Raw genomic sequence first — 26209 nt, 5'->3', positions numbered from 1 at the left:
CCAGTACCCCCGACCGGATTCGAACCGGCGCTACCGCCTTGAGAGGGCGGCGTGCTAGGCCGCTACACAACGGGGGCCCTAGCGATCCTCCACACGACCGGAGTCGCATGGGCTCTGCATCGTCGCATCCGGGAGCGACCCGAAGGAGACGGAGAGAAAGGATCTGTACCCCCGACCGGATTCGAACCGGCGCTACCGCCTTGAGAGGGCGGCGTGCTAGGCCGCTACACAACGGGGGCCTGGTACTGCGATCAAGAGACCTGGAGAACGATCACAGTGGACCGAAAGATCTCTTGCTGGGCTACCAGGACTCGAACCTAGACTAACGGAACCAGAAACCGTCGTGCTGCCAATTACACCATAGCCCACCAAAACTCAACCCCCCGTGGGGGGTTTGTTTGGTTTGCGCCTCCCGGCCAGGCCTTTCGGCCCTCTCGGGCGGCGCAGGAAGAACATTACCTGATCGTGGACGGCGCACCAAAACCGATAACTCCGCGCAACAACTCGGGGAGCTCGGCCAGGCCCCGGATGCGCCGGACGCCTGGTGGCGGCTCCTCTCCGGTGTCCGCGCGGTCCAGCCAGAAGGCCGTCAGCCCGGCGTCCCGGGCACCGAGTGCGTCGATGTCGAGCCGGTCGCCGATGTAGACCACCTCGTGCGGCGGAAGTCCCAGTGCCGTGCAGGCGGCCCGGAACGCCTCGGGGTCGGGCTTGGCGTATCCCAGCTCATCGGCGCACAGCACCGCCTCGAAGTGCGCGCGGATCCCCAGGACGGTCAACTTGCGCTCCTGGTTGGCGGTCCCGGAATTGGACAGCACCGCCTGGCGTACCAGCGGTGCCAGCGCCTCCAGGGCGGGCTCGGAGTCCGGGAAGAGCGCCCAGGACGCCTCGTAGTGCGCGATGTACCGGCCGAACCAGGCGTCCGCCTCCTCGTCGCTCAGCGCGACCCCCAGGAAGGTTCGGGCGCGGGCCCGGCGGTGATCGAGGAAGCCCACCTCACCGGCGAGAAATCGGGCGAACTCGGTCTCCATCGCCTCGCGCCAGCGTGCCAGAGCCGCCTCCTCGCCGCCGTACGCGGCCACCAGGCCCTCGGCCCGGAGGTGGCGCAGGGCGCCGGCGCGGTCCGACCCGGTGTAGTCGAAGAGGGTGTCGTCGAGGTCCCACAGAACGGCGCGGACGGTCATGTCTGCAATCTAGCGAGTGGAAACGCCGAGGGCCCGGAAACCGTGGTTTCCGGGCCCTCGGCGCAGTTGCGGGATCAGCCGGCCAGCTTCGCCAGCGCCGCGTCGATGCGGGCGACGGTGCGTTCCGTGCCGAGGATCTGCAGGGACTCGAAGAGCGGCAGGCCGACCGTACGGCCGGTGACGGCCACGCGGACCGGGGCCTGGGCCTTGCCGAGCTTGAGGCCGTGCTCCTCGCCGGCGGCCAGGACGGCGGCCTTGAGGGACTCGGGGTCGGACCAGTCCGCGTCGAGGAGCCTGGCGCGGGCCGTGGTGAGCAGGGCCGCCGGGTCGCCCTTCATCGCCTTGGCCCACGACGCCTCGTCCTCGACGGGCTCCTTGCGGAAGAGGAAGTCGATGTTGGCGGTGATGTCGGAGAGGACCGTGACGCGGGTCTGGGCGTACGGGGCGATCGCTTCCCAGGCGGTGCGGTCGAAGTCCTCGGGGGCCCAGTTGGCGTGCGGGGCCCGCAGCCAGGGCTCGCACGCCTCGGTGAACGCCTTCACATCCAGCTGCCGGATGTGGTCGGCGTTGATCGCCTCGGCCTTCTTGAGGTCGAAGCGGGCCGGGTTGGCGTTGACGTCCGCGATGTCGAACTTCTCGATGAGCTCGGGGATCGAGAAGATGTCCTGGTCGGCGGAGAAGGACCAGCCGAGCAGGGACAGGTAGTTGAGCAGGCCCTCGGGGAGGAAGCCGCGCTCGCGGTAGAGGTTGAGGTTGGCCTGCGGGTCGCGCTTGGAGAGCTTCTTGTTGCCCTCGCCCATGACGTAGGGGAGGTGCCCGAAGGACGGCACGGCCTTCGCCACGCCCAGGTCGATCAGCGCCTTGTACAGGGCGACCTGGCGGGGGGTGGAGGAGAGCAGGTCCTCGCCGCGCAGGACGTGGGTGATCTCCATCAGGGCGTCGTCGACGGGGTTGACCAGGGTGTACAGCGGCGCGCCGTTGGCGCGGACGATGCCGTAGTCCGGGACGTTGTCCGGGGTGAAGGTCAGCTCGCCGCGCACCAGGTCGGTGAAGGTGATCGGCTCGTCGGGCATCCGGAAGCGGACGATGGAGGTACGGCCCTCGGCGTCGTACGCGGCCTTCTGCTCGGCGGTCAGCTCGCGGCACGTGCCGTCGTAGCCCGAGGGCTTGCCGGCGGCGCGGGCGGCCTCTCGGCGGGCGTCCAGCTCTTCGGTGGTGCAGTAGCAGTGGTACGCGTATCCGCCGGCCAGGAGCTTGTCGGCGACGTCCTGGTAGATGTCCATCCGCTGGGACTGCCGGTACGGCGCGTGCGGGCCGCCGACCTCGGGGCCCTCGTCCCAGTCGAAGCCGAGCCAGTGGAAGGAGTCCAGCAGCTGGTGGTAGGACTCTTCGGAGTCGCGGGCCGCGTCGGTGTCCTCGATCCGGAAGACCAGGCTGCCGCCGGTGTGCCGGGCGTAGGCCCAGTTGAACAGGGCGGTACGGACCAGGCCCACGTGGGGGTTGCCGGTCGGGGAGGGACAGAAACGGACGCGGACGGGGGTCGCGTTAGCCACGCTTGATCACCTTGTTGGTGAGAGTGCCGATGCCTTCGATGGTGACGGCGACCTCGTCGCCGACGTTGAGCGGGCCGACTCCGGCCGGGGTGCCCGTGAGGACGACGTCGCCGGGGAGCAGCGTCATCGCCTCGGTGATGTGGACGATCAGGTCCTCGATCGGGCGGACCATCTCGCTGGTGCGGCCGAGCTGGCGCTGTTCGCCGTTGACGGTGCACTGGATGGTCAGATCGCCCGGATCCAGCTCGGTCTCGATCCAGGGGCCCAGCGGGCAGGAGGAGTCGAAGCCCTTGGCCCGTGCCCACTGCTTCTCGCGCTTCTGGACATCGCGCGCGGTGATGTCGTTGGCGCAGGTGTAGCCGAGGATGACGTCCTTGACGCGCTCGCGGGGCACCTCTCGGCACATCCGGCCGATGACGACGGCGAGCTCCGCCTCGTGGTGCACCTCCTGCGAGAAGGAGGGGTACATGACGGGGTCGCCGGGGCCGACCACGGAGGTGGAGGGCTTGAAGAAGGTGACCGGGACATCCGGGACGTCGTTGCCCAGCTCGGCGGCGTGCTCGGCGTAGTTGCGGCCGATCCCGACGATCTTGTTGGGCAGGGTGGGCGGCAGGAGACGGATCTTGTCCAGGGGGACCTTCTGCCCCGAGCGCTCGAATGCGGCGAAGGGGTGTCCCTTGATGACGTCGAGTTCGTCGCCCTCGACGACGCCGAAGCCGACGTTGCCGTCGATGGAGAATCTGGCGATGCGCACGGGTTGCCGCTGCCCCTCATTGATCACTGGCCGGAGTTGACACTCCAGGCTATCGCGGGGCTGCGGCCGTCCCGCGACCGTCTTACGCCGGTACGTCCTGCTCGGGGGCGTCCATCAGGATGGTGCGACGGGGGTTGGCCGTCTGGGCGGGCAGTTCGGCGGTGTGCTCCGGTGCCGCCGCGGTGGCGAGCTCTTCGGCGTCCTTGAGGTGCGCCAGGGTGGTGCGCCGCGGGTTGGCTATGTTGCGGAACATCATCGTCGACTTCGCTGCCTTCGCTGCCTTCACTGCTTCACGCCTCGCGTTGTGATCGTCGTGGTGGTGATCGTGTGGAGAAAACGGTGTTGCGCCCGACGCGGTTGTCGATCTGCGCAATCGTGTAAAGCGCCAGGCTAAGCGCGCTATTCCCTGCGAAGTGCTGGAGAAGTCAGCGATCTTCCTGTGAGTTTGCTCACGAAGGGTGCGACAAATGCGGCAAATCCCATGATCAACATCTGCGGGCGAATCGGACATTGGCGGATTGAAGCGCATGTTCCGCTCCCGATCACCGCACCTGGGACAGCGGCATCGAGCGAACGACTCGCGGGCAAAAGTCCGTTATCGGGTACGGAATCCTCTACACGTCGTGACGCGATCCGCACATTGCGTCACCCATGTCACAGCCGTCGGCTCCGCTCTTGTTGGAGGTCCGGCACTGTGCTGGAATTCCACGGACCGCCGCACGTTTCAGCCGGTGCGCAGGGCGCAAAGTAGCGCCGCGCGGCGGTGCCGCTCTCTCGGCCAGAGAGGGCAGCCCGCCGGTCACTCACGACCGCCATGGGGGACTTGCGGGCCCCTACGACTCGACACCGTCCCGCCGTTCACGCGGAGGGACGCCTGGTCCAGAGGTTGCGACGCTAGTGCAGGGACGTTTCAAGAGGGATGGCAGCGCTGCGGCGGACCCGGAGCTGCGCGGCGGGACCGACCGCGCCTCCTCGCCCCGGCCTGCCCAGAGCAACGGTGCCCCGTCCGACCGGGACGGCCGGACGCAGGGCGGTGATGCCGCGGACAGCGGCAGGCCCAACCCGTCCAAGGCCGTGCCCGGCCCCGGGTCGCGAATATCGCTGCGCAACTGGCGCATCAGCACCCGCCTGGTCTCCCTGCTCGCGCTGCCGGTGGTCGCGGCGACCACCCTCGGCGGCATGCGTATCGACACGCAGCTGGACAACATCGACGCGCTCGACAAGATGCAGCTGCTCACCGAGATGACGCGGCAGGCGACCGAGCTCGCCGACGCGCTCCAGGTCGAGCGCGACAAGTCCGCGGGCCCGCTGGCCGGCAGCGGCAACAGCAAGGACGACGCGAACGTCGTGGCGCCGCGCGAGGCGACCGACCGCGCCCGGCTGTCGTTCAACCAGGCCACCGGGGACATCAAGCCCGAAGACTCCACCATGGCCGGTGTCCGGGCGACGATCCTGGAGATCGGGCGCCAGCTCACCACCCTCAACGAGATCCGCGCCAACGCGTACAAGGACGACAGCAACGCCGCGCGGACGGTCAGCGCGTACAACCAGCTGGTGGACTCCCTGCTGTCGCTGTCCCAGGACATGGCGCAGGCGACCAGCAACCCGGAGATGATCCGCAGTACCCGTGCGCTGGCGGCGTTCTCGTCGGCCAAGGAGTACGCGTCGATGCAGCGCGCCCTGGTCAGTGCGGGTCTGGCGCACAAGGGCGGCGCCCAGCTCTCCTCCAACGACCGGCTGGCCGGCCGTACCGCAGAGGACAACGAGAAGGCCGCCCGCGACCGGTTCGCGCAGATCTACACCAACAACTCCGGCGACAACGCGGGCTCCCTGACACGCGGCCTGGACGGCAACAACGACGAGATCAAGGCCGCGTACGCCTTCGCGCACCGCGCCTTCGCGAGCAACACCGGCATCCGCAGCCAGGAGTACAAGTACCTCGACTGGTACGACTCCGACTCGGTCAAGATCGCCGAGATGTCGCGGGTCGAGACGACACTGCTGTCCGAGATGGAGCAGAAGTCCCGGGAGCTGCGCAACGAGGCCACCCAGGACGCGATCCTCAACGGTGCGCTGATCCTGCTGGTTCTCGGCGTCTCGCTGATCGGCGCGTTCGTCGTGGCCCGGTCCATGGTCCGCTCGCTGCACCGGCTCCAGGACACCGCGCAGAAGGTCGCCCAGGACCGGCTGCCCGAGCTGGTCAAGCAGCTGTCGGAGGCCGACCCGCAGGACGTGGACACCTCCGTCGAGTCGGTCGGTGTGCACAGCCGCGACGAGATCGGCCGGGTGGCCGCGGCGTTCGACGACGTCCACCGCGAGGCCGTCCGCCTCGCCTCCGAGCAGGCGCTGCTGCGGGGCAACGTCAACGCGATGTTCACCAACCTCTCGCGGCGTTCCCAGGGCCTGATCCAGCGCCAGCTCTCGCTGATCTCCGAGCTGGAGTCCCGCGAGGCCGACCCGGACCAGCTCTCCTCGCTCTTCAAGCTCGACCACCTCGCCACCCGTATGCGCCGGAACGGCGAGAACCTCCTCGTCCTCGCCGGTGAGGAGCCGGGACGCCGGTGGACGCGGCCGGTGCCGCTCGTCGACGTCCTGCGTGCCGCCGCCTCCGAGGTGGAGCAGTACGAGCGGATCGAGCTCAACGCCGTTCCGCAGACCGAGGTAGCGGGCCGGGTCGTCAACGACCTCGTGCACCTGCTCGCCGAGCTGCTGGAGAACGCCACGTCGTTCTCCTCGCCGCAGACCAAGGTCAAGGTGACCGGTCACGCGCTGCCCGACGGGCGGGTGCTGGTCGAGATCCACGACACCGGCATCGGCCTGTCCCCCGAGGACCTCTCGGCGATCAACGAGCGCCTCGCCAGCCCGCCGACCGTGGACGTCTCGGTGTCGCGGCGGATGGGTCTGTTCGTGGTCGGCCGGCTGTCGCTGCGACACGGCATCCGTATCCAGCTGCGCCCCTCCGACTCCGGCGGCACCACCGCACTGGTCATGCTGCCGGTCGATGTGGCGCAGGGCGGCAAGAAGCCGGCGCCGAGCACCGCCAAGAGCGGCGGCGACGTCGGCGGCTCGGCCTCCAGCCGGCTCGCCGGACTCCAGCCGCGCGGTCAGGTCGGCGCGGGCCCCACGGCCGGTCGCCCGGCACTGCCCGGACGCGGCGGCCCCGCCGGCTCCGGCGGCGGCCCGGCGAACGCCTTCGGCGGCGCGCCGGCGGCCCGTCGACCCAACGCTCCCAGCGCGCCCGGTGACGCCCGGCCGGCCGGCGGTACGCGTCCCTCGCTGCCCACCCGCAGCGAGGGCGGTGGCCAGCAGCCCACCGTGGCACCGCCCACCGGTGCGCCCCGGCGCGAAGAGCGGCCGCAGCTGCCGGGCCGCGGTCCCGCCGCCGAACTGCCGGGCGGCCCCGGCCAGTCCGGCCCGCCGGACAGCCAGCAGCCGCACGGCACCAGCTGGGGCGCGCGCCGCGAGCGCGGCGCCGACGACGACTGGCCGCTGGCGCCCCGCGCGGCGCAGGACCGCCCGCGCGGTCACGAGGAGTCGGAGACGACGGGCCGCCCCGAGCGGACCGCCCCCGGCGGCCCCGGGGACACCGCGGCGTTCGCCCGCCCCGACTTCAACGGCCCGCCGCCCGGTGCGGACGGCTCGCAGGGCGGGCGCGGCCCGGCCGACACCACGCAGTTCGCACGGCCCGACGCCCGCGACACCGGTGGCTTCGCGCTGCCCGGTGGCGAGCGGGAGCGGCCGGGTGCCGGCGCGGCCGGCGACGCCGAGCGCGCGGCGGACCCGTACGACACCGGTCAGTACGAGACGGACCCGTTCGATACGGGTCGGCACCCGACGGACCCGTTCGATACGGGTCGGCACCCGACGGGTCAGTACGAGACGGACGGGTACGACACCGGCCAGTACGAGACGGGCCAGTACGAGACCGACCCCTTCCAGCAGGCCGACAGCCGGCCCGGCCAGGACGCCGGCCGACCGGACCGGGCTCAGGACCGGGGGCAGCGGGACCAGGGCCGCCAGGCGAACGGGCAACAGGACACCGGCCGGTTCGAGACCGACCGGTACGACACCGGTCAGTACGACACCGGTCAGTTCCCGGTGCAGCAGCCGCAGGACCGCGACGAGCTCGGTGACACGGGCACGGGCGCGGGCCCCGGCGACGGCCGTACCCCGATCTTCGACACCATCGAGTCGAACTGGTTCAACCACCCGGCCTCCGCCGCTGCCGGCGTCCCGCAGCAGCAGTCGGGCCGTGGACCGGACGCCTCCGACGCGCCGCCTGCGCCGCGCCGCGAGGCCGCCCAGGGCGGGACCGCTCCGGTGGGCAGTGGGCGAGGCGGAGCGCAGGGGGCGCCCGCCGAAGCCTCCTCCCAGTGGCGCAGCTCGCCCAACGACGAGACCTGGCGGCAGGCGGAGCAGATCCGTCAGCCGGCCGCCGGCGGTCTCACCACCTCCGGACTGCCCCGCCGCGTCCCGCGTGCGAACCTTGTCGCGGGTACCGCACAGCAGCAGCAGTCCACCCAGACCGGTCCGCAGGTGTCGCGTGCGCCCAGTGAAGTGCGCGGGCGGCTGACCAATCTCCGCCGGGGCATCCAGCAGGGCCGCCAGGCCGGAGGGACATCGTCCACCGGAAACCACGGCATTGTTGACCCCACTCACCAGCAGGAGCGTTAGTTGAGTCCGATGAGCCAGGCGGCGCAGAACCTGAACTGGTTGATCACCAACTTCGTGGACAACACCCCTGGGGTGTCCCACACGGTGGTGGTCTCCGCGGACGGGCTGCTCCTCGCGATGTCCGAGGGCTTCCCTCGCGACCGTGCCGATCAGTTGGCGGCGGTGGCCTCCGGCCTGACCTCGCTGACCTCCGGCGCGTCCCGCATCTTCGAGGGCGGGACCGTCAACCAGACCGTGGTGGAGATGGAGCGCGGCTTCCTCTTCATCATGTCCGTCTCGGACGGATCGTCGCTGGCCGTTCTCGCGCACCCCGAGTGCGACATCGGCCTCGTCGGCTACGAGATGGCCCTGTTGGTCGACCGCGCGGGCACGGTGCTGACGCCCGACCTGCGCGCCGAACTGCAGGGCAGCCTGCTGAACTGAGGCTGAGCCGAGGCGCCCGCAGCGCCGCCGGCCCAGCCGAACCACCCACCATGTGCCGCACCCCCCACCGGCCCAACCCGACGACAGTCAGTTGTCCCGCCCGGAGGACCCATGACCCCGCCACCCGCCACTTCCGGCCCGTACGGTGCCTACAGCCAAGCGCCGTACGGGAGCGAAGGTGACCAGCCGCTGGTGCGCCCGTACGCAATGACCGGAGGCCGGACCCGGCCGCGCTACCAGCTCGCCATCGAGGCGCTGGTCAGCACGACCGCCGACCCCTCTCAGCTGCCCGGGCTGTTGCCCGAGCACCAGCGGATCTGCCACCTGTGCCGTGAGGTGAAGTCGGTCGCCGAGGTCTCGGCGCTGCTGCACATCCCGCTGGGTGTGGCACGCATCCTGGTCGCGGACCTGGCGGAGGCCGGCATGGTGGCGATCCACCAGCCCGGCGGCAGTGGCGAAGCCGGTGGCACGCCGGATGTGACCTTGCTCGAGAGGGTGCTCAGTGGACTTCGCAAGCTCTGACAGCGGCTTCGACGGGAACGCGGCCCGCACCACGACCTCTGCCAAGATCGTGGTGGCGGGCGGCTTCGGCGTGGGCAAGACCACGTTCGTCGGGGCGGTCTCGGAGATCAACCCGCTGCGCACGGAGGCCGTGATGACCTCCGCCTCGGCGGGGATCGACGACCTCAGCCACGTCCAGGACAAGACCACGACGACCGTGGCGATGGACTTCGGCCGCATCACGCTGGACCAGGACCTGATCCTGTACCTCTTCGGTACGCCCGGTCAGGACCGCTTCTGGTTCATGTGGGACGACCTGGTGCGCGGCGCGATCGGCGCCGTCGTCCTGGTCGACACCCGGCGGCTCGCCGACTGCTTCCCGGCCGTGGACTACTTCGAGAACAGCGGTCTGCCGTTCGTCATCGCCCTCAACGGCTTCCAGGGGCATCAGCCGCACACGCCGGACGAGGTGCGCGAGGCGCTCCAGATCGGGCCGGGAACGCCGATCATCACCACCGACGCCCGGCACCGCAGCGAGGCCAAGAGCGCGCTCATCACGCTCGTCGAGCACGCCCTGATGGCCCGGCTCCAGTAACGGGGTTCCCGGTATGCGCAAATGGATCTGTGTCCTTCGACACGCCGGCGAATGTGCTTCATAACGTTTCGACAGTGAATCAGCTGTCGTTCGACACCCCTCGCGCATGTACGGCTTCGCTGTGCGCACAACGGCCCCGCCATTTGGCGGGGCTCGCCCTTAACGCCCCTTTTATCGCTCCCTCTCACGGGCCCTCTCCGGCTTCGCCCAGTGTTTGGAAGGCACTGCCCTGACGTGCTGAAATTCGCTGAACTACGGAGTAGTAACGCCCAGAAGAAACGGCACTGCAAGTACGTGCCGGCGCCGAGAGGTTGTTGGTCGAGTGAGGCGAAGCAAAGCGAGCCCCGAGCCGCAGGAACCGCGGCGGGGCAACTTCACCCCGCCGCCGCGGGGCGGCGTGCCGGCATCCGACGCGTCCGAGAACACCGTCGCGAAGCCTCCGGTCAGCGGCGGTAAGTACTCCCCGCGCAACTGGCGCGTGGCCACCCGTCTGAACGCCATCCTGCTCATCCCCGTGCTCGTCGCGCTGGTCTTCGGCGGCCTGCGGGTCAACAGCTCGTTCGCCACCTGGCAGGAGGCGCAGGACGCGGAGAACACCGCGAAGCTCGTTCGCGCTGCGCTTTCCTACAGCAACGCCCTGATCGACGAGCGGGACCGCACCGCCGCCCCGCTCCTGAAGGGCAAGAAGGACGACCCGGCCGTCGAAGAGGCCCGCAGCGCCACCGATGACGCCGCGGACGCCTTCCGCCAGGCCGCCAAGGCCATGCCGGACAAGCCCGGCCTCAAGCGCCGCTTCACCTCGTTCGAGAAGGTGGAGCCCAAGCTCGACCAGCTGCGCAAGGTCGCCTACACCTCCCGGCTGCACGGCGTGCAGACCGAAGAGGGCTACGTCCAGATCCAGCACCCGCTGATGGAGTTCGCCAACGAACTCGGCCTGGGCACCGGCAACATCACCTCCTACGGCCGCACGGTCTACGCCGTCGCACTGGCGAAGGCCGCCGTGTCGCTCGAGCGCTCGATCGGCTCCCACCTCCTGGTCGACCCGGCGTCCCCGCAGGGCGGCAAGGAGCACAAGCTCCAGCTGACCGCCTTCGGGTCGTACCGCTACCTGGAGGGCATCGCCATCGGCGAGTACACCTCCGGCGGCACGCCCGAGGACGTGACGCGGCTGACGAAGGACGCCGCCGCGCTGAAGAAGTCGGCCAAGCAGCAGGTGGACCGCGCCCGGGCGCAGGCCCAGGCGGTCGGCCGGCCGTTCCGTACGCCGCCGTCCATCGACCAGATGTCGGCCATGATCGCCTCGGGCGCGGCGCCGGAGACGCTGGCCCCCAAGGCCGTCACCTCCGAGACCTGGTTCGCGGCGGCGACCGGCAAGTTCGACATGTACCGGTCCATCGAGAAGGACCTCTCGGACAAGGCGGTCAACGAGGCCGCGCAGATCTCCGAGGACGCGCGGCAGTCCACCTTCGTCGACTCCGCGATCGTGCTGGCGGCGCTGATCATCGCGTTCGTCGTGGCCGGCCTGATGGCCCGCCGGATGAGCCGCAACATGCGCCAGCTGCGGACCGCCGCCTTCGGCGTCGCCGAGCAGCGGCTGCCGATGCTGGTCGACCAGCTCTCGCGGACGGACCCGGGCCGGGTCGACACCCGCGTCCAGCCGATCCCGATCTCCACCACGGACGAGATCGGCGAGGTCGCCCGCGCCTTCGACCAGGTGCACCGCGAGGCCGTCCGGCTGGCGGCCGAGCAGGCGCTGCTGCGGGGCAACGTCAACGCGATCTTCACCAACCTCTCGACGCGTAACCAGGGCCTCATCGAGCGTCAGCTGACGCTGATCACGGACCTGGAGAACAACGAGGCGGACCCGGACCAGCTGGAGAGTCTCTTCCGGCTCGACCACCTCGCCACGCGTATGCGCCGTAACGGCGAGAACCTCCTGATCCTCGCCGGCGAGGAGCCCGGCCGCCGCTGGAACCAGCCGGTGCCACTGGTGGACGTGCTGCGCGCGGCGACCAGTGAGGTCGAGTCGTACGAGCGAATAGAACTCACCGGTGTCCCCGAGAGCGAGATCCACGGCACCGCCGTGACCGACCTCGTGCACCTGCTGTCCGAGCTGCTGGAGAACGCCACGACGTTCTCCTCGCCGCAGACGAAGGTGCGGGTGGCCGCGACCCGGCTGCCCGACGGCCGGGTCATGATCGAGATCCACGACAAGGGCATCGGGCTGACCCCTGAGGACTTCGCGGACATCAACCACAAGCTCGCCAATCCCCCGAGCGTGGATGCCGCGGTCTCCCAGCGGATGGGCCTCTTCGTGGTCGGCCGGCTGGCCGACCGGCACGGGATCCGGGTCCAGCTGCGCCCCTCGGGCGAGCAGGCCGGCACCACCTCGCTGGTCATGCTGCCGGAGGCGATCACCCACGGCGGTGGCGGCGAGGACCACTACGAGGACGACTTCACCGTCTCCCGGATCGTCCCGGAGCAGCCGCACACGCCGTACGAGGACCACCAGCGCACCGCCGCCGAGCTGGGCTTCGACGACACCGGCTTCGGCCAGGGGGACTCCCCCGAAATGGACCCGGTGGGCCGCTCGCTGCTGCGCGAGGAGCGCCGTGCGGCACTGGAGGCCCAGACGGGCGGCCAGCACGGTGGCGACTTCCCGATGGACGACCGCCCGCTCTTCCGCGACGAGGCGCCGGCCGGTCCCGGGGACCCCTTCCCGGGCTTCGCGGCCCCGACCTATGCGGAAGCCGATCAGCCGCTCTACGACGACCGCTCGCACGGCAGTCTGGCGTTCGGCGACCTGGGCTCCGCCCAGACCACGGGCCAGCACCCGTACGTCTTGGAAGATGCGGGCCAGTCGGACAACCGGGCCGAACGCCCCATGTTCGATGGCTACTTCGGGACCGAAGCGGAATCCGACCGGAATACAACTGCCGCTCCCGCGGATGCGTCCGAGCGCGTAACATTCGAGCGTCCGGGCCACTCCGTGAGCGACTCCTCCCCGCTGACCGACGCCGGCCTTCCGCGCCGCGGAGGCCGTGGTCAGCAGTCACCGCAGCCTCAGCAGCAGTGGCAGGAGCAGCCCCCGGAGCCGGTGACGCCCCCGCAGCAGCGGAGCTCACCGGTCAACGGCCAGGACGGTTCCACATGGCGCAGCTCCAACGACGAGCGCTGGGAACGAGCGGAGCAGCTGCGCGAGCCGAAGGCCGGCGGGGTCACCTCCTCCGGCCTCCCCCGGCGGGTGCCCAAGGCCAACCTGGTCGAAGGCGCCGCGGAGCAGACCCCGCAGGGCGGCCCCCAGGTCTCCCGCGCCCCGGAGGACGTTCGTGGCCGGCTGAGCAATCTGCGCCGCGGTGTCCAGCAGGGACGCAACGCGGGCGCGGAACCCCAGAATGACCAACAGGGCTACGGCCCCGGCAGCACCTACGATCAGGAGCGTTAGTGTGAGCCCGATGAGCCAGGCGGCGCAGAATCTGAACTGGTTGATCACCAACTTCGTGGACAACACCCCTGGGGTGTCCCACACGGTCGTGGTCTCCGCGGACGGACTCCTCCTCGCCATGTCCGAGGGGTTCCCTCGTGACAGAGCCGATCAGTTGGCAGCGGTGGCCTCCGGGCTGACCTCGCTGACTGCCGGCGCCTCCCGCATCTTCGAGGGCGGGAGCGTGAACCAGACGGTGGTGGAGATGGAGCGCGGCTTCCTCTTCATCATGTCCGTGTCGGACGGATCGTCGCTGGCCGTTCTCGCGCACCCCGAGTGCGACATCGGCCTCGTCGGTTACGAGATGGCCCTACTGGTCGATCGCGCGGGCACGGTGCTGACGCCCGATCTGCGTGCCGAACTGCAGGGCAGCCTTCTCAACTAACAGACAGGCAGTGCGTTTCCCGCCACCGCGCCTTATGGTTCGGTGGCGCGACCGGCGTCAGACAGGCAAGTTGGAGGAGGAGACGTGGCAACGCCCCCTAGCGGATACCCGTACGGTTCCGGACCGGAGTCCGGACACCAGGGCGAGACCCATAACAACCGCTTCAACTTTCCGTCTGCGCCCAGCCGCAGGCAGCAGCGGCCCGAACCGCCGCGGCCGCCGCAGCGCCAGCAGCCGCAGCGGCAGTACGGCTCCCAGCCGTACGAGCCGTCGCCGTACGACCAGCCGCAGGCGCCCCGCATCCAGCCGGTGCAGCCGCAGCGGCGTGCGCCCGAGCCCGCCCCCACCGGGGGTACGCACAACCCGCTCGTGCGCCCGTACGCAATGACCGGAGGCCGGACCCGGCCGCGCTACCAGCTCGCCATCGAGGCGCTGGTCAGCACGACCGCCGACCCTTCGCGGCTGCAGGGCCAGTTGCCGGAGCACCAGCGCATCTGCCACCTCTGCCGCGAGATCAAATCAGTGGCTGAGATCTCGGCCCTGCTCTCCATCCCCCTCGGCGTCGCCCGGATCCTCGTCGCCGACCTGGCGGAGGCCGGACTCGTCGCCATCCATCAGCCCGGCGGGGACGAGACCGCCGGCGGACAGCCAGATGTGACACTGCTCGAAAGGGTGCTCAGTGGACTTCGCAAGCTCTAGCGGTGCAGCCCGCTCCACCACCTCCGCGAAAATCGTGGTGGCGGGCGGCTTCGGCGTGGGCAAGACCACGTTCGTCGGGGCCGTCTCAGAGATCAATCCGCTGCGTACCGAAGCCGTGATGACCTCCGCCTCGGCGGGGATCGACGACCTCACGCACGCGCCGGACAAGACGACCACGACCGTGGCGATGGACTTCGGCCGCATCACGCTGGACCAGGACCTGATCCTGTACCTCTTCGGTACGCCCGGTCAGGACCGCTTCTGGTTCATGTGGGACGACCTGGTGCGCGGCGCGATCGGCGCCGTCGTCCTGGTCGACACCCGGCGGCTCGCCGACTGCTTCCCCGCGGTCGATTACTTCGAGAACAGCGGTCTGCCGTTCGTCATCGCCCTCAACGGCTTCGACGGACACCAGCCCTACACGCCGGACGAGGTGCGCGAGGCCCTGCAGATCGGCCCGGACGCACCGATCATCATCACCGACGCCCGGCACCGCAGCGAGGCCAAGAGCGCGCTCATCACGCTCGTCGAGCACGCGCTGATGGCCCGGTTGCGCTAGGTGCCGCCGGCCGCGTCCGGGCTCCCCGTGCCTGCACGCGCCGCATGCCACGCGAAAGGCCCCCGCACACCTGCCAGGTGCGGGGGCCTTCGGCGTGTCCGGGCCGCCTCCCTCAGCGAAGGGTCTCGCCGACGGCGGTGAGGATCAGGGCGAGCGAGGTGGCCCCGGCATCCGGGTGCCCGTGGCCGAGGGCGCCCATCCGGGCGGCGCGGCCGCGGGCGGGGACGAGCGCGGCGGTGTCGGCGGCGGCCCGGGTGGCGGCCTCCGCGGCGGCCTGCCATGCCTTGGGGAGCGGTTCCCCGGCCCGGGCGCGCAGTTCGCGGCGGAACGGGTCGAGGGCGTCCAGCAGGGTCTTGTCGCCGACCCGGGCGCCACCGAGGGCGGTGACGGCCCGCTGAGCGGCGTCGGCGGCGTCCGCCAGGAGGGCGGCGTCACAGGGGCCGGGCCCGCCCTTGGTGAGTACCGCACCGGTTTCGGCGAGAAGCGCGCCGTAGAGGGCACCCGAGGCGCCGCCGGAGGCGTCGGCGAGGGCCAGTCCGGCGCCGAGCAGTGCCGTGCCCGCCGAGCGGGGGTCGTCGGCCGGTCCGGTTTCGGCGGCGCGGGCGGCCGCCACGGCGGCCCGCAGTCCCCGGACGATGCCGATGCCGTGGTCCCCGTCGCCGGCCACCGCGTCCAGCCGCCCCAGCTCGTCCTCGTGCCGGGCGACCTGTTCCAGGGCGGCGCGCAGCGCCCTCGTCGCGGGCGGTTCCTCCTCGGGCCGGTCGGTCGGCGTCCTCTCGGCCGCGCGGCGGTCCGGTCGGGGGGCCGGGGCGTCGGCGCGCAGGTCGTCCGCTTCGTGATGCGTCCCCGGCAGGCTGCGGAAGGCCGGGGTGTCGCAGGGGGCGTCGTACAGCGCGGCCAGTTCGTCGTCCAGGGGCATCAGGGACAGGGAGACGCCGGCCATGTCGAAGGAGGTCACGAACTCGCCGACCTCGGGGCGGTGGGGGCGCAGGCCCGCCGCCCGCAGTCGCCGGTTGACCTGCCGGTAGACGACGAACAGCTCCTCGTACTTGGTCCGGCCCAGGCCGTTGAGGAGGACCGCGACCCGGCCGTCGGCGCCCGGCGTCGGCGGGAGTTCGTCCAGCAGGTTGTCGACCAGCTCGTCGGCCAGTTCGGTGGCGGTCAGGCCGCGGGTGGTGCGCAGGCCGGGTTCGCCGTGGATGCCCATGCCGAGCTCCGTCGTGCCGGCGCCGACCGTGAACAGCGGCTGCTGGGCACCGGGCAGCGTGCAGCCGGCGAAGGCGGCGCCGAAGGTGCGGGTCATGGCGTTGGCGCGGGCGGCGAGGCGGGCGACCGCGTCGAGGTCGTCGCCGCGTTCGGCGGCCGCGCCGGCCACCTTGAAGACGAAGAAGTCGCCGGCCACGCCGCGCCGGTCTCGGGAGGGGTCGATGTCCTGGCCGTCGACCGGCGGTGGGCCGCTGGCCACGTCGTCGGTCACCAGCACGGTACGGGTGTCGACGCCCTCGGCGGCGAGGCGGCGGGCGGCGAGGCCGAAGTGCATCACGTCGCCCGCGTAGTTGCCGTAGGTCAGCAGGACGCCGGCGCCACCGTCCGCGGCCCGTGCGGTGCGGTAGACCTGCTCGGCGCTGGGGCTGGCGAACACGTCGCCGATCGCGGCGGCGTCGGCGAGCCCGGGGCCGACCAGGCCGGCGAAGGCGGGGTAGTGGCCGGAGCCGCCGCCGGTGACGACCGCGACCCTGCCGGGGCGCGGGACGTGGCGGCCGACGACGCCGAAGGCGCCCGGGACCCGGCGGACCGTGCGCGCGTAGGCGTCGGCCAGGCCCTCCAGCCAGTCCTCACGGAAGGTCTCGGGGTGGTGTCCGAGGCCGGCGGGGGTGGTCGTCATCAGGGCACACTCCTTTGTTTCGTCCCTGTTGGATTTAACACCCAGATCACAAATCCGTCACCCCTCGCGGCGCAAATCACAGACAACTTGAGAGATTCTCGCCCCAGGAATCCATTCATCACACCTTGCATGTGAAGTTCACAGGATTCATGCTGCTCGCATCACACCCACCCGGCAGCGGCCCACCCGCCCCATGGAGGCGCGACATGGCACCACCCACTCTCCTCGACCGGATCGGGATCCCCAAGCCCCTGGTCCTCGGCTATCTCGGCGTGCTGCTCTTCATGGTCGGCGACGGCGTGGAGTCCGGGTTCATCGCGCCCTACATGGCCGACCACGGCGCGGGCAGCGAGATCCACGCCTCGTACGTGATCACCGCCTACGGCATCACCGTGATGCTCGCCTCCTGGCTCTCCGGCGCCCTGTCGGACCTGTGGGGCCCGCGCCGGGTGATGCAACTGGGCCTGGCCGTCTGGATCGTCTTCGACGTCCTGTACCTCACCCTCGCGCTCGGCCCCCACGACTACCCGCTCATGCTGGTCTTCTACGGCCTGCGCGGCTTCGGCTACCCGCTCTTCGCCTTCGGCTTCCTCGTCTGGATCACCGCCACCGCGCCCAGCGCGCGGATGGGCACCGCGGTCGGCTGGTTCTACGTCGCCTTCACCGGCGGGCTGCCGACCCTCGGCTCGCTCGTCGCGGGCGTGACCAACCCCTGGTTCGGCGAGTTCGGCACGCTCTGGGTCGCCCTCGGCATCATCGCCATCGGCGGTGCCTGCTGCCTGCTCGGCGTCCGCGAGCGCACGGGCTACGCGCGCCTGGCGCCGCCCGGGGTCCGGCCGGTCCAGTCCCTGCTCTCCAGCCTGTCCATCGCCTGGACCCATCCCAAGGTCGCCGTCGGCTGCGTCGTGCGCATCATCAACACCGCCCCGGAGTTCGGCTTCCTGGTCTTCCTGCCCACCTTCTTCTCCAAGGAGTTGGGCTTCGGCCAGGGCCGCTGGCTGACCCTGCTCGCCGTCATCTACGGCACCAACGTCTTCTGCAATCTCCTGTTCGGCGCCATCGGCGACCGGATCGGCTGGCGCCGCACGATCGCGACCTTCGGCGGCCTGGGCTGCGCGGTGACCACGCTCACCCTCTACTTCGTCCCCAAGGCCGTGGGCAGCCACTACTGGGTCGCGATCGCGGTCGGCATGCTCTACGGCGTCACGCTCGCGGGGTTCGTGTCGATCTCCGCCCTGGTGCCGGCCCTGGCCCCCGACAACAAGGGCGGCGCGATGGCGCTGCTCAACCTGGGCGCGGGCGGCGCGGCGTTCGTCGGCCCGGCCGTCGTCAGTCTCTTCCTCGGCCCGCTGGGGCCGGGCGGCGTGGTCATCATCTTCGCCGCGCTGTACGTGGTCTCGGCGGTGCTGACCCTGTACCTCACGCTCCCCGGGGAGTCGCCGCGCTCCCCGGCACCGGCGGCCGAGCCCGCGGCCGTCGGCGCCTGACCGCCCCGCGGGGCCCGCACGCAGCGCGTACGGGCCCCGGCCGGCGGTCACCGGGTCGAGGCCGGGCACTCCTTCCACGCGAAGTGGTAGAGGGTGTTGATGCTGCCGTCGGTGGAGTCCATCGCCATGAAGCTGGTGGCCGCGGTCCGGGCGGACCTGGTGTCCACCCGCAGTTCGGTGTTGATGTTGAAGTAGCGCTGCTCCCCGCACGGGGCGTAGACCAGTGCGTCGACATCCGTCTCGTCCGACGTCTGCCAGTTGGTGTCGTAGGGGCCGCTGAAGGTGTGGCTCTTACGGGCCGTCTCCTGCTGGCCCTGGAAGTAGTAGCCGGCCTGCTCCAGCCCCTTGGCACCGGGGGCCAGGGAGGCGTAGCCGCGGTAGTCGGCCCGCGCGACGGCGTAGGTGAAGCCCTGCGGGACGTGCACGTTCAGCGCGATCTGGCAGTTCTTGCGGGCGTCGGTGGGCTTGCTGTCGCCGCCCGCCTGGGCGAGGTATTCGCTGTAGGTGACGGTGAAGGCGGTGTTGTCGGGCGCGATGGCCACGGCGGCGCTGCCGGGTCTGCAGCCCGAGCCGTTGACCGTGGCGACGGTGATGGTGATCTTGCCGGTCGGCGGTTCGTCGCCGGCGCGGTGGAGCGGGGTGGGGGATGCCGATCCGGCGAGGAGCAGGGATGCCACGGCGGCACCAGCACCGAGTGTGCTGAGCATGGGCACTTCCTTCCGGTCGTCCTAGGGCCCGCGGTGCGGGAACTCCAGGAGAGGAATGACGAGCGCATGCCAGCACGGGGATCTCCCCGTGAACAGCTCTGCTCCACAGGGTTGGGGTGAACCTACGCCTTGATTCGGCCTTCCGGGCGGTGGGCAGCTCCGAGGAACGGCTGAGGGGCCCGTGGTGACCACGGGCCCCTCTCGCACCATGAGCGTCCTGGCCGGGTCAGCGCTGCCAGCTGGTCGCGCCGTGGAAGCCGCCCTGGCGCTCCAGCCGGCGCCAGCGGGCGGCGGTGTGCCGCGGGCCGGCCACGACGGCCGCCGGGCGGTGGGCGGCGCGGGCCAGGAGAACGGCGGTCAGGGCCGCGAGCTCTTCCTCACTGGCCTGGCCCTTTTCCACGCGGATGGGTCGATCGGCGGAGTTCACAGCGTGCTCTCTCTTCTTCTTCGTCGTGGTGGTCGGCGGTGACTGCGAAAGCGACTACTGGGGCGGGTTGCCGTGCTTACGGGCCGGCAGGTCCGCGTGCTTGGAGCGCAGCATGTGCAGGGAGCGGATCAGCACCTCGCGGGTGTTCGCGGGGTCGATGACGTCGTCCACCAGGCCGCGCTCGGCCGCGTAGTACGGGTGCATCAGCTCGGACTTGTACTCCTTGACCATGCGCACCCGCATGGCCTCGGAGTCGTCCGCCTCGGCGATCTGCTTGCGGAAGATGACGTTGGCCGCGCCCTCGGCGCCCATCACGGCGATCTCGTTCGTCGGCCAGGCGTAGGTCAGGTCGGCGCCGATGGACTGGGAGTCCATGACGATGTAGGCGCCGCCGTAGGCCTTGCGCAGCACGATGGAGATCCGGGGGACGGTCGCGTTGCAGTAGGCGTAGAGCAGCTTGGCGCCGTGCCGGATGATGCCGCCGTGCTCCTGGTCGACGCCCGGGAGGAAGCCGGGGACGTCGAGGAGCGTGATGATCGGGATGTTGAAGGCGTCGCACATCTGCACGAAGCGGGCGGCCTTCTCCGACGCCTCGATGTCCAGGACGCCGGCCAGCGACTGCGGCTGGTTGGCGATGATGCCCACCACGCGGCCGTCCAGGCGGGACAGCGCGCAGATGATGTTGGTCGCCCAGCGCTCGTGGACCTCCAGGTACTCGCCGTCGTCGACGATCTCCTCGATGACCTTGCGCATGTCGTACGGGCGGTTGCCGTCGGCCGGCACCAGGTCCAGGAGGGCGTCGCCGCTGCGGTCGGCCGGGTCCTCGCAGTCGACCGTCGGCGGGTTCTCCCGGTTGTTGGACGGGAGCAGCGACAGGAGGTAGCGGACCTCCTCCAGGCAGGTCGCCTCGTCGTCGTACGCGAAGTGACAGACGCCGGAGGTCTCGGCGTGGACGTCGGCGCCGCCCAGGCCGTTCTGGGTGATCTCCTCGCCGGTCACCGCGCGGACCACGTCGGGGCCGGTGATGAACATCTGCGAGGTCTCGCGGACCATGAAGACGAAGTCCGTGAGGGCGGGGCTGTAGGCGGCGCCGCCGGCGCAGGGGCCGAGCATCACGCTGATCTGCGGGATGACACCGGACGCCTTGGTGTTGCGCTGGAAGATGCCGCCGTAGCCGGCCAGCGCGGAGACGCCCTCCTGGATCCGGGCGCCCGCGCCGTCGTTCAGCGACACCAGCGGCGCACCGGCCTGGATGGCCATGTCCATGATCTTGTGGATCTTGGTGGCGTGGGCCTCGCCCAGCGCGCCGCCGAAGATCCGGAAGTCGTGGGCGTAGACGAACACGGTCCGGCCGTGCACGGTGCCCCAGCCCGTGATCACACCATCGGTGTAGGGCTTCTTCGCCTCCAGGCCGAAGCCCGTCGCGCGGTGCCGCCGCAGCGGCTCGACCTCGTTGAACGAACCCTCGTCCAGCAGCAGCTCGATCCGCTCGCGGGCGGTCAGCTTGCCCTTCGCACGCTGGGCTTCGGTCGCACGCTCGCTGGGGCCTCGCCGAGCCTGCTCACGGATGGCGTGCAGTTCGGCGACGCGCCCGCGGGCGTCGTTGGTACCGGCGGGCGCATCTTCGACAGTGGTCATGTATCGACGGTACGTGGGCGAACCCCTTCGCACCGATGTTGGTTTCGTACAACGTCGAGTCCGATTTGGTGGGCAGGCAGTACAGAACCGTCCCGTAGGGGTGGTGCACCGAGGCCGCCGAACGGGTGAGGAGGGCCACCGGTGTCTGTATGGGGCCGACAAACGCGCCGGGCCACGTCCGTGCCGGTCAGCGCAGGGCGACCGTGCAGGTGTGGGTGGCGCAGGCGGTGCCGGGGGTGATGCGCAGCCGCAGCGCCGGGGCGGTGGCCAGGACCTCGACGGCCGGATCGTGGGCCGGCACCGCGCGGACCGGCCGGTCCCAGCCGATCTCCAGCGGCGCGCCGCTGCGCTCGGGGGCCGCGGCGCAGATCAGCGCCGTCCGGCCGGGCCGGCGCTCCCGTACCAGGACGCTCGCCGGGCCGCTGCTGGTGAGCTCCCCCGCGGCGCCCGCCCGCCAGAAGTTGGCCGCGGTTACGCCGAGCGAGTGAACGGTCACGGCCTGCCGGGTGGCGTCGTTGGCGAGCACGGTCAGCCAGTGCCGGTCGGCGGCGCGGGCGGCGAGGGTGCGCACGCCTGCGCCCGGCATCAGGAGGTAGGCGTAGCGGGCGTCGGTGGGGTCGGTGCCGTGGTCGTGCCAGAGGGTGAGGTAGCGGCGGGTGAGCGGGGTCGGGTCGGAGCCGGTGTTGATGTCGTGCCAGGAGCCGGTGCGCGCCTCGCGGCGTACGGTCAGCGGCGCACCGCCGGGGAAGACGTAGCCGCCGTGGCCGGCGAGGTGCGCCCAGTGCGCGCGACGGAAGGCGCCGGTCCGGCCGAGCGTGCCGGGCTGCGGGACGCCGTCGACGGTGAGGACGGCGGTGCCGCGCTCCCCCAGCGCCCGGTTGTCCACGACCGTCTCGGCGGGCACGCCGTCGCGGGCGGTGATCCCCGCGCCCAGGCAGACGACGGTGTCGGCCAGGCAGAACCAGGACTTCTTGGCGGTGAGGGTCGAGGCCAGGCCGCGGAGGTCCTGTCCGATGGCGGCGAATTCGCCGTCCGTGGTGCCGCCCACCCAGCGCGCGGCGGGTTTGGGCTCACCCCAGCCGCCGCCCTCGTTGTCGGCCAGCCGCTTGGCGGACGCCGTCGTGCCGGGCAGCCGGTACGGATCCACGGTGGGCCAGAAGGCGTCCGTGTACTGGTCGCCCCCGAAGTCGGCGCCCCACCACAGGAGCATCCCGGCGCCGGTGTGCCAGCCGCGCGGATTCTCCCCGTTGCCGTTCTCGTAGTACGCGATCCGGTCGGAGGCCATGGCCAGGCCGGCGGCCCAGCCGGGGCGCCGGTGGACGGCGCGGTCCATGGCCGGGAAGAGGCGGTGGCCCACGGGTTCGGGCGCGGCGGGCGCGGGGCCGTCGGCGACGGCGGCGAGGCGGGCCAGGTCGGCGACCGCGTACTGCCGGTCGGTGCGGACGGGCAGCGTGCGGTCGCGCGCGATCCAGCCCTTGATCATGCCGTGCCAGCGCGCCCGCTCCGCGTCGCTCGCGGCGTCGCCGAGCAGGGCCACGGCGGCGATCAGCGCATGCCCGTGGAAGTGGTCGCTGCGCAGGATGTGCCGCTCGTCGCTGCGCAGATATCCGCGGCTGACGGCGCGCCCGTTGACGGTGTCCATCATCAGGCCGTTGTGGAGCAGGGGCGCATACGCGTGCTCGACGCTGTCGAAGATGATCTGCCGGGCGGGGTCGGTGACCGCCCACGGCGAGCCGTCGAGCAGGGTGAGGAGCCGGCCCAGGCCGTCCAGGAGGACATAGCCGTAAGTGCCCGAGTACGCGACCCAGGTGTGCTGGACGAAGGAGCCGTCGGCGTAGAGGCCGTCGCCCTGCGTCACGTAGGGGAAGACCGGCGAGAGGGCGTCACGGGCGAGGGCGATCTTGGCGGGGGCGCGGCCGAGGACGCCGCGCAGGGCGACGACGCGGCACAGGTCGACGCGGTTGGCGCCGGTGCTGGTCCCGGAGTAGTCGCCGAGCATCGCGTCCGGGACGAAGTGGTCGACGGCGGCGAGGTGCCCCTCGCGCTGCGCGTCGGGAAGTCCGCCGCCCGCCGGCCGGTCGTCGAGGATCGCGATGGTGTCGAGGAGGAGTCCGGGGGTGCCGATCTGCCACTCCCACCAGTTGCCGTAGCGCGCGGTGCGGGGGTTGTAGACGGTGGCGTCGAGGTGGGCGAGGCCGGCGACGACGTCGGCGGCGAGGTCCGCGTCGCCCTCGGCGCCGGTGCCGGGCTGGGCGTACGCCTGGGCCATGGTGTGGAGTCGGCCGTAGCTGCGGGTGATGCCGGACGGGGGGTCGTAGGGGCAGTCCGGCCACAGTGAGCGGTCGGTGGGGTGGATGCTCGCGCGGTACGCCGCGGCGAGGCGACCGGTCTCCTGGAGGGCGGCGGCGTACGGGGCCGCGGCGGGGTCGAAGCCGGCGCCGAGGGTGAGACCGACCCAGCGGGCGCGGAGCGCCGCGTAGGTGTCCCGGGCGGCCGGGGCAGCGGCGGCGTACCCGGGCCCGGCGCCGAGGGAGAGGCCCAGCGCGCCCGCCGTGGAGGCGGTGAGGAATCCTCGGCGGGACCAGGCGGACGAAGCGGGGACAGTCGGCACGGGCGGTCCTCTCCACGGCGTCAACTGGACTGTGGCGCTGCGCACTTGGGAGTTCCCGCCGGTGTAGCACGGCCGCTCGGGCGGCGGCAATGACCGTGCCGGAACGGCGCGTGCAGCCCGCCCGGAAGGACGCCCTCCCCGACAGTAGGTTGAATATTGAACTAAAGGTGCTACGCTCGATCTCGTTGAACATTAAACAAAACCTTCGTGCCGTACCGCGGCGCACCGTCCCCGAGGAGGAGCCATGGCTCTGTTCACCCGCACCAAGCGCAACGCCGCCCCCGCCGGCACCACTGCCCCCGCTGCCGTCCTTGAGGCGGACCCGGCCCTCGCCGCGCTGACCGGTGACTACACCATCGACCCGGCGCACAGCAGCATCGGCTTCACGGTCCGGCACGCGATGGTCACCAACGTCCGCGGCGCGTTCGGCGAGTACGAGGGCGCCCTCCACCTCGACGGCGCCGACCCGACCCGCTCCACCGCCGCTCTCGACATCAAGATCGCGAGCATCGACACCGGCATCGCGGACCGCGACGGCCATCTGCGCGGCTCCGACTTCTTCGACGCCGAGGCCTTTCCGCTGATGACCTTCCGCAGCACCGCCGCCGAGCAGGTGGCCGGCGACCGCTTCCGTATCACCGGCGACCTGACCATCAAGGACGTCACCAAGCCGCTCACCATCGACCTGGAGTTCAACGGCTCCGCCACCGACGTCTACGGCGCCGAACGGGTCGGCTTCGAGGGCCACGCCGAGATTCTGCGCTCCGAGTGGGGCCTGACCTGGAACGCCGCGCTGGAGACCGGCGGCGTGATGGTCAGCGACAAGGCGAAGCTCACCTTCGACGTCTCCGCGGTCAAGGCCTGACCGCACACCGCGAACGCGAGGGCCCCGGCGGGTGCGCCGGGGCCCTCGCGTTCGTCTGCGGCGAAACGACAGGCCCTAGCCCTGCGGCTCGACTCCGGCCCGCAGCAGTCCGTACGCATACGCATCGTCCAGCGCCTGCCACGACGCCGCGATCACGTTCTCCGCCACCCCGACCGTCGACCACTCGCCCTGTCCGTCACCGGTGGAGACGAGCACCCGCGTGATGGAACCGGTGCCCTGGGTGCCCTCCAGGATGCGGACCTTGTAGTCGACCAGCTCCATGTGGGCGAGCTGCGGATAGATCCGCTCCAGGCCCACCCGCAGCGCCCGGTCCAGCGCGTTGACCGGGCCGTTGCCCTCGGCGGTGGCGACGATCCGCTCGCCCTTGGCCCACAGCTTCACGGTCGCCTCGTTGGCGTGCGTGCCGTCGGGCCGGTCCTCGACGATCGCCCGCCAGGACTCGACGGTGAAGTAGCGCAGTGCCTTGCCCCCCACCTCCTCGCGCAGCATCAGCTCGAACGACGCGTCGGCGGCCTCGTAGGTATAGCCCGCCAGCTCCCGCTCCTTGACCCGATCCACGACCCGGCCGACCAGCGCGCGGTCGCCGCTCAGGTCGATGCCGAGCTCCTTGCCCTTGAGCTCGATGGAGGCCCGGCCGGCCATGTCGGAGACCAGCATCCGCATGGTGTTGCCGACCAGCGCCGGGTCGATGTGCTGGTAGAGGTCCGGGTCGACCTTGATGGCGGAGGCGTGCAGCCCGGCCTTGTGGGCGAACGCGGAGACGCCGACGTAGGGCTGGTGGGTGGAGGGGGTGAGGTTCACGACCTCGGCGACGGCGTGCGAGATCCGGGTCGTCTCGGCGAGCTTGCCCTCGGGCAGGACCCGGCGCCCGTACTTGAGCTCCAGGGCGGCGACGACCGGGAAGAGGTTGGAGTTGCCGACCCGCTCGCCGTAGCCGTTGGCGGTGCACTGCACATGGGTGGCGCCCGCGTCCACGGCGGCCAGGGTGTTGGCGACGGCGCAGCCGGTGTCGTCCTGCGCGTGGATGCCCAGCCGCGCCCCGGTGTCCGCGAGGACGGTCCGTACGACGGCGGTGATCTGCGCGGGCAGCATCCCGCCGTTGGTGTCGCAGAGGACGACGACGTCGGCGCCGGCCTCGCTCGCGGTGCGCACGACCTGCTTGGCATAGACCGGGTCCAGCGCATAGCCGTCGAAGAAGTGCTCGCAGTCGAGGAAGACCCGGCGGCCCTGCTCGCGCAGATACGCGACGGTGTCCCGGACCATCGCGAGGTTCTCCTCGGGGGTGGTGCGCAGCGCCAGTTCCACATGGCCGACATGGGACTTGGCGACCAGCGTGACGACCGGGGCCTGGGAGTCCAGCAGCGCGGCCACCTGCGGATCGTCCTCGACACGGGCACCCGCCTTGCGCGTGGCGCCGAACGCGACGAGCCGGGCGTGCCGGAAGTCGATCTCCGTACGGGCCCGCTCGAAGAACTCGGTGTCGCGGGGGTTGGCGCCGGGCCAGCCGCCCTCGATGAAGCCCACGCCGAAGTCGTCCAGGTGCCGGGCGATGGTCAGCTTGTCGCCGACGGTCAGGTTGATGCCCTCGCGCTGCGCGCCGTCGCGCAGCGTCGTGTCGAACACATGGAATTCGTCGGACACGGCGTGTTCGGGTACGTCCGTCATGCTGGTCTGGCTCCTGTCGGGTCTCGGTCTACCTGGGGTCCCCCATGCCGGAGGCCAGGGGAGACCGGTTCCACCGTCCCTCCATGGTCCCTCGC

General features: G+C 71.2%; 20 protein-coding genes and 3 tRNA genes. 10 read left to right on the top strand and 13 right to left on the bottom strand.

What is annotated here, in order from left to right; genetic code table 11:
• Positions 1-4: 4 nt before the first annotated feature.
• The 7 genes from ACGFML_RS05190 to ACGFML_RS05160 all read right to left on the bottom strand — a co-directional run bounded on the left by ACGFML_RS05190 (position 5) and on the right by ACGFML_RS05160 (position 3774).
• Positions 5-77: transfer RNA gene (locus ACGFML_RS05190), tRNA-Glu, on the bottom strand.
• A gap of 89 nt (positions 78-166) precedes the next feature.
• Positions 167-239: transfer RNA gene (locus tag ACGFML_RS05185), tRNA-Glu, on the bottom strand.
• 57 nt (positions 240-296) lie between these two features.
• Positions 297-368: transfer RNA gene (locus ACGFML_RS05180), tRNA-Gln, on the bottom strand.
• An 87-nt stretch (positions 369-455) separates the two neighbouring features.
• Positions 456-1181, bottom strand: a complete 726-nt coding sequence (locus tag ACGFML_RS05175; RefSeq protein ID WP_393540099.1) for an HAD family hydrolase — start codon at positions 1179-1181, stop codon at positions 456-458.
• 74 nt (positions 1182-1255) lie between these two features.
• Positions 1256-2734: a glutamate--tRNA ligase gene (gltX, locus tag ACGFML_RS05170; protein ID WP_393540097.1), complete on the bottom strand. Its 1479-nt coding sequence runs from the start codon at positions 2732-2734 to the stop codon at positions 1256-1258.
• Complete coding sequence (locus tag ACGFML_RS05165) at positions 2727-3488, bottom strand: fumarylacetoacetate hydrolase family protein (protein ID WP_393540095.1); 762 nt, start codon at positions 3486-3488, stop codon at positions 2727-2729. The genes gltX and ACGFML_RS05165 overlap by 8 nt, the downstream gene beginning before the upstream one ends.
• An 82-nt stretch (positions 3489-3570) precedes the next feature.
• Entirely contained in the window at positions 3571-3774 is a 204-nt protein-coding gene (locus tag ACGFML_RS05160) for a hypothetical protein (protein WP_393540440.1), read from the bottom strand.
• A 611-nt stretch (positions 3775-4385) separates the two neighbouring features.
• Between ACGFML_RS05160 and ACGFML_RS05155 the strand changes: the two genes are divergently transcribed.
• The 8 genes from ACGFML_RS05155 to ACGFML_RS05120 all read left to right on the top strand — a co-directional run bounded on the left by ACGFML_RS05155 (position 4386) and on the right by ACGFML_RS05120 (position 14808).
• A complete protein-coding gene (locus tag ACGFML_RS05155) occupies positions 4386-8162 on the top strand; it encodes a nitrate- and nitrite sensing domain-containing protein (protein WP_393540093.1) in 3777 nt (1258 codons plus the stop codon).
• Between the two features lie 9 nt (positions 8163-8171).
• Positions 8172-8585 carry a roadblock/LC7 domain-containing protein gene (locus ACGFML_RS05150; protein ID WP_039632486.1) on the top strand — a complete coding sequence of 138 codons (414 nt, stop codon included), beginning with the start codon at positions 8172-8174 and terminating at the stop codon, positions 8583-8585.
• A gap of 111 nt (positions 8586-8696) precedes the next feature.
• Complete coding sequence (locus ACGFML_RS05145; protein ID WP_030087818.1) at positions 8697-9107, top strand: DUF742 domain-containing protein; 411 nt, start codon at positions 8697-8699, stop codon at positions 9105-9107.
• Positions 9088-9681 (top strand): ATP/GTP-binding protein, encoded by a 594-nt coding sequence (locus ACGFML_RS05140; RefSeq protein WP_393540091.1) that lies wholly within the window; start codon positions 9088-9090, stop codon positions 9679-9681. The genes ACGFML_RS05145 and ACGFML_RS05140 overlap by 20 nt, the downstream gene beginning before the upstream one ends.
• 322 nt (positions 9682-10003) lie before the next feature.
• Entirely contained in the window at positions 10004-13126 is a 3123-nt protein-coding gene (locus tag ACGFML_RS05135; RefSeq protein WP_393540089.1) for a nitrate- and nitrite sensing domain-containing protein, read from the top strand.
• Between the two features lie 10 nt (positions 13127-13136).
• Positions 13137-13550 carry a roadblock/LC7 domain-containing protein gene (locus ACGFML_RS05130; RefSeq protein ID WP_136742879.1) on the top strand — a complete coding sequence of 138 codons (414 nt, stop codon included), beginning with the start codon at positions 13137-13139 and terminating at the stop codon, positions 13548-13550.
• Between the two features lie 84 nt (positions 13551-13634).
• Positions 13635-14249, top strand: coding sequence for a DUF742 domain-containing protein (locus ACGFML_RS05125; RefSeq protein WP_393540087.1), 615 nt, complete (start codon positions 13635-13637; stop codon positions 14247-14249).
• Positions 14230-14808 carry an ATP/GTP-binding protein gene (locus tag ACGFML_RS05120; RefSeq protein WP_073760799.1) on the top strand — a complete coding sequence of 193 codons (579 nt, stop codon included), beginning with the start codon at positions 14230-14232 and terminating at the stop codon, positions 14806-14808. Before ACGFML_RS05125 ends, ACGFML_RS05120 begins: the two co-directional genes overlap by 20 nt.
• Before the next feature lie 112 nt (positions 14809-14920).
• Here ACGFML_RS05120 and ACGFML_RS05115 read toward each other — a convergent pair whose 3' ends face one another.
• Complete coding sequence (locus ACGFML_RS05115) at positions 14921-16693, bottom strand: dihydroxyacetone kinase family protein (protein ID WP_393540085.1); 1773 nt, start codon at positions 16691-16693, stop codon at positions 14921-14923.
• Between the two features lie 206 nt (positions 16694-16899).
• Here ACGFML_RS05115 and ACGFML_RS05110 point away from each other — a divergent pair, with 206 nt between their 5' ends.
• On the top strand, positions 16900-18180 hold the full coding sequence (locus ACGFML_RS05110) for an MFS transporter (RefSeq protein ID WP_393540082.1): 1281 nt from the start codon (positions 16900-16902) through the stop codon (positions 18178-18180).
• A gap of 47 nt (positions 18181-18227) precedes the next feature.
• On the opposite strand, the gene ACGFML_RS05105 is transcribed toward ACGFML_RS05110, so the two are convergent.
• From ACGFML_RS05105 to ACGFML_RS05090, 4 genes are all read right to left on the bottom strand, one after another.
• On the bottom strand, positions 18228-18887 hold the full coding sequence (locus ACGFML_RS05105) for a DUF4360 domain-containing protein (RefSeq protein ID WP_393540081.1): 660 nt from the start codon (positions 18885-18887) through the stop codon (positions 18228-18230).
• A gap of 226 nt (positions 18888-19113) precedes the next feature.
• Complete coding sequence (locus tag ACGFML_RS05100) at positions 19114-19314, bottom strand: acyl-CoA carboxylase epsilon subunit (protein ID WP_393540079.1); 201 nt, start codon at positions 19312-19314, stop codon at positions 19114-19116.
• A 54-nt stretch (positions 19315-19368) separates the two neighbouring features.
• Positions 19369-20952 carry an acyl-CoA carboxylase subunit beta gene (locus tag ACGFML_RS05095; protein ID WP_393540077.1) on the bottom strand — a complete coding sequence of 528 codons (1584 nt, stop codon included), beginning with the start codon at positions 20950-20952 and terminating at the stop codon, positions 19369-19371.
• Between the two features lie 187 nt (positions 20953-21139).
• A complete protein-coding gene (locus ACGFML_RS05090; RefSeq protein WP_393540075.1) occupies positions 21140-23563 on the bottom strand; it encodes a polysaccharide lyase 8 family protein in 2424 nt (807 codons plus the stop codon).
• A gap of 244 nt (positions 23564-23807) precedes the next feature.
• On the opposite strand from ACGFML_RS05090, the gene ACGFML_RS05085 reads away from it, so the two are divergent.
• Positions 23808-24428, top strand: a complete 621-nt coding sequence (locus tag ACGFML_RS05085) for a YceI family protein (protein WP_393540073.1) — start codon at positions 23808-23810, stop codon at positions 24426-24428.
• 75 nt (positions 24429-24503) lie between these two features.
• On the opposite strand, the gene cimA is transcribed toward ACGFML_RS05085, so the two are convergent.
• Positions 24504-26114, bottom strand: coding sequence for a citramalate synthase (cimA, locus tag ACGFML_RS05080; protein WP_393540071.1), 1611 nt, complete (start codon positions 26112-26114; stop codon positions 24504-24506).
• Positions 26115-26209 lie beyond the last annotated feature (95 nt).

The sequence above is a fragment of the Streptomyces sp. NPDC048650 genome, from assembly GCF_043199095.1.
GTDB lineage: Bacteria > Actinomycetota > Actinomycetes > Streptomycetales > Streptomycetaceae > Streptomyces.
Note: the sequence above shows the minus strand (reverse complement) of the source record. Positions and strands in the feature narration are given on the sequence as shown.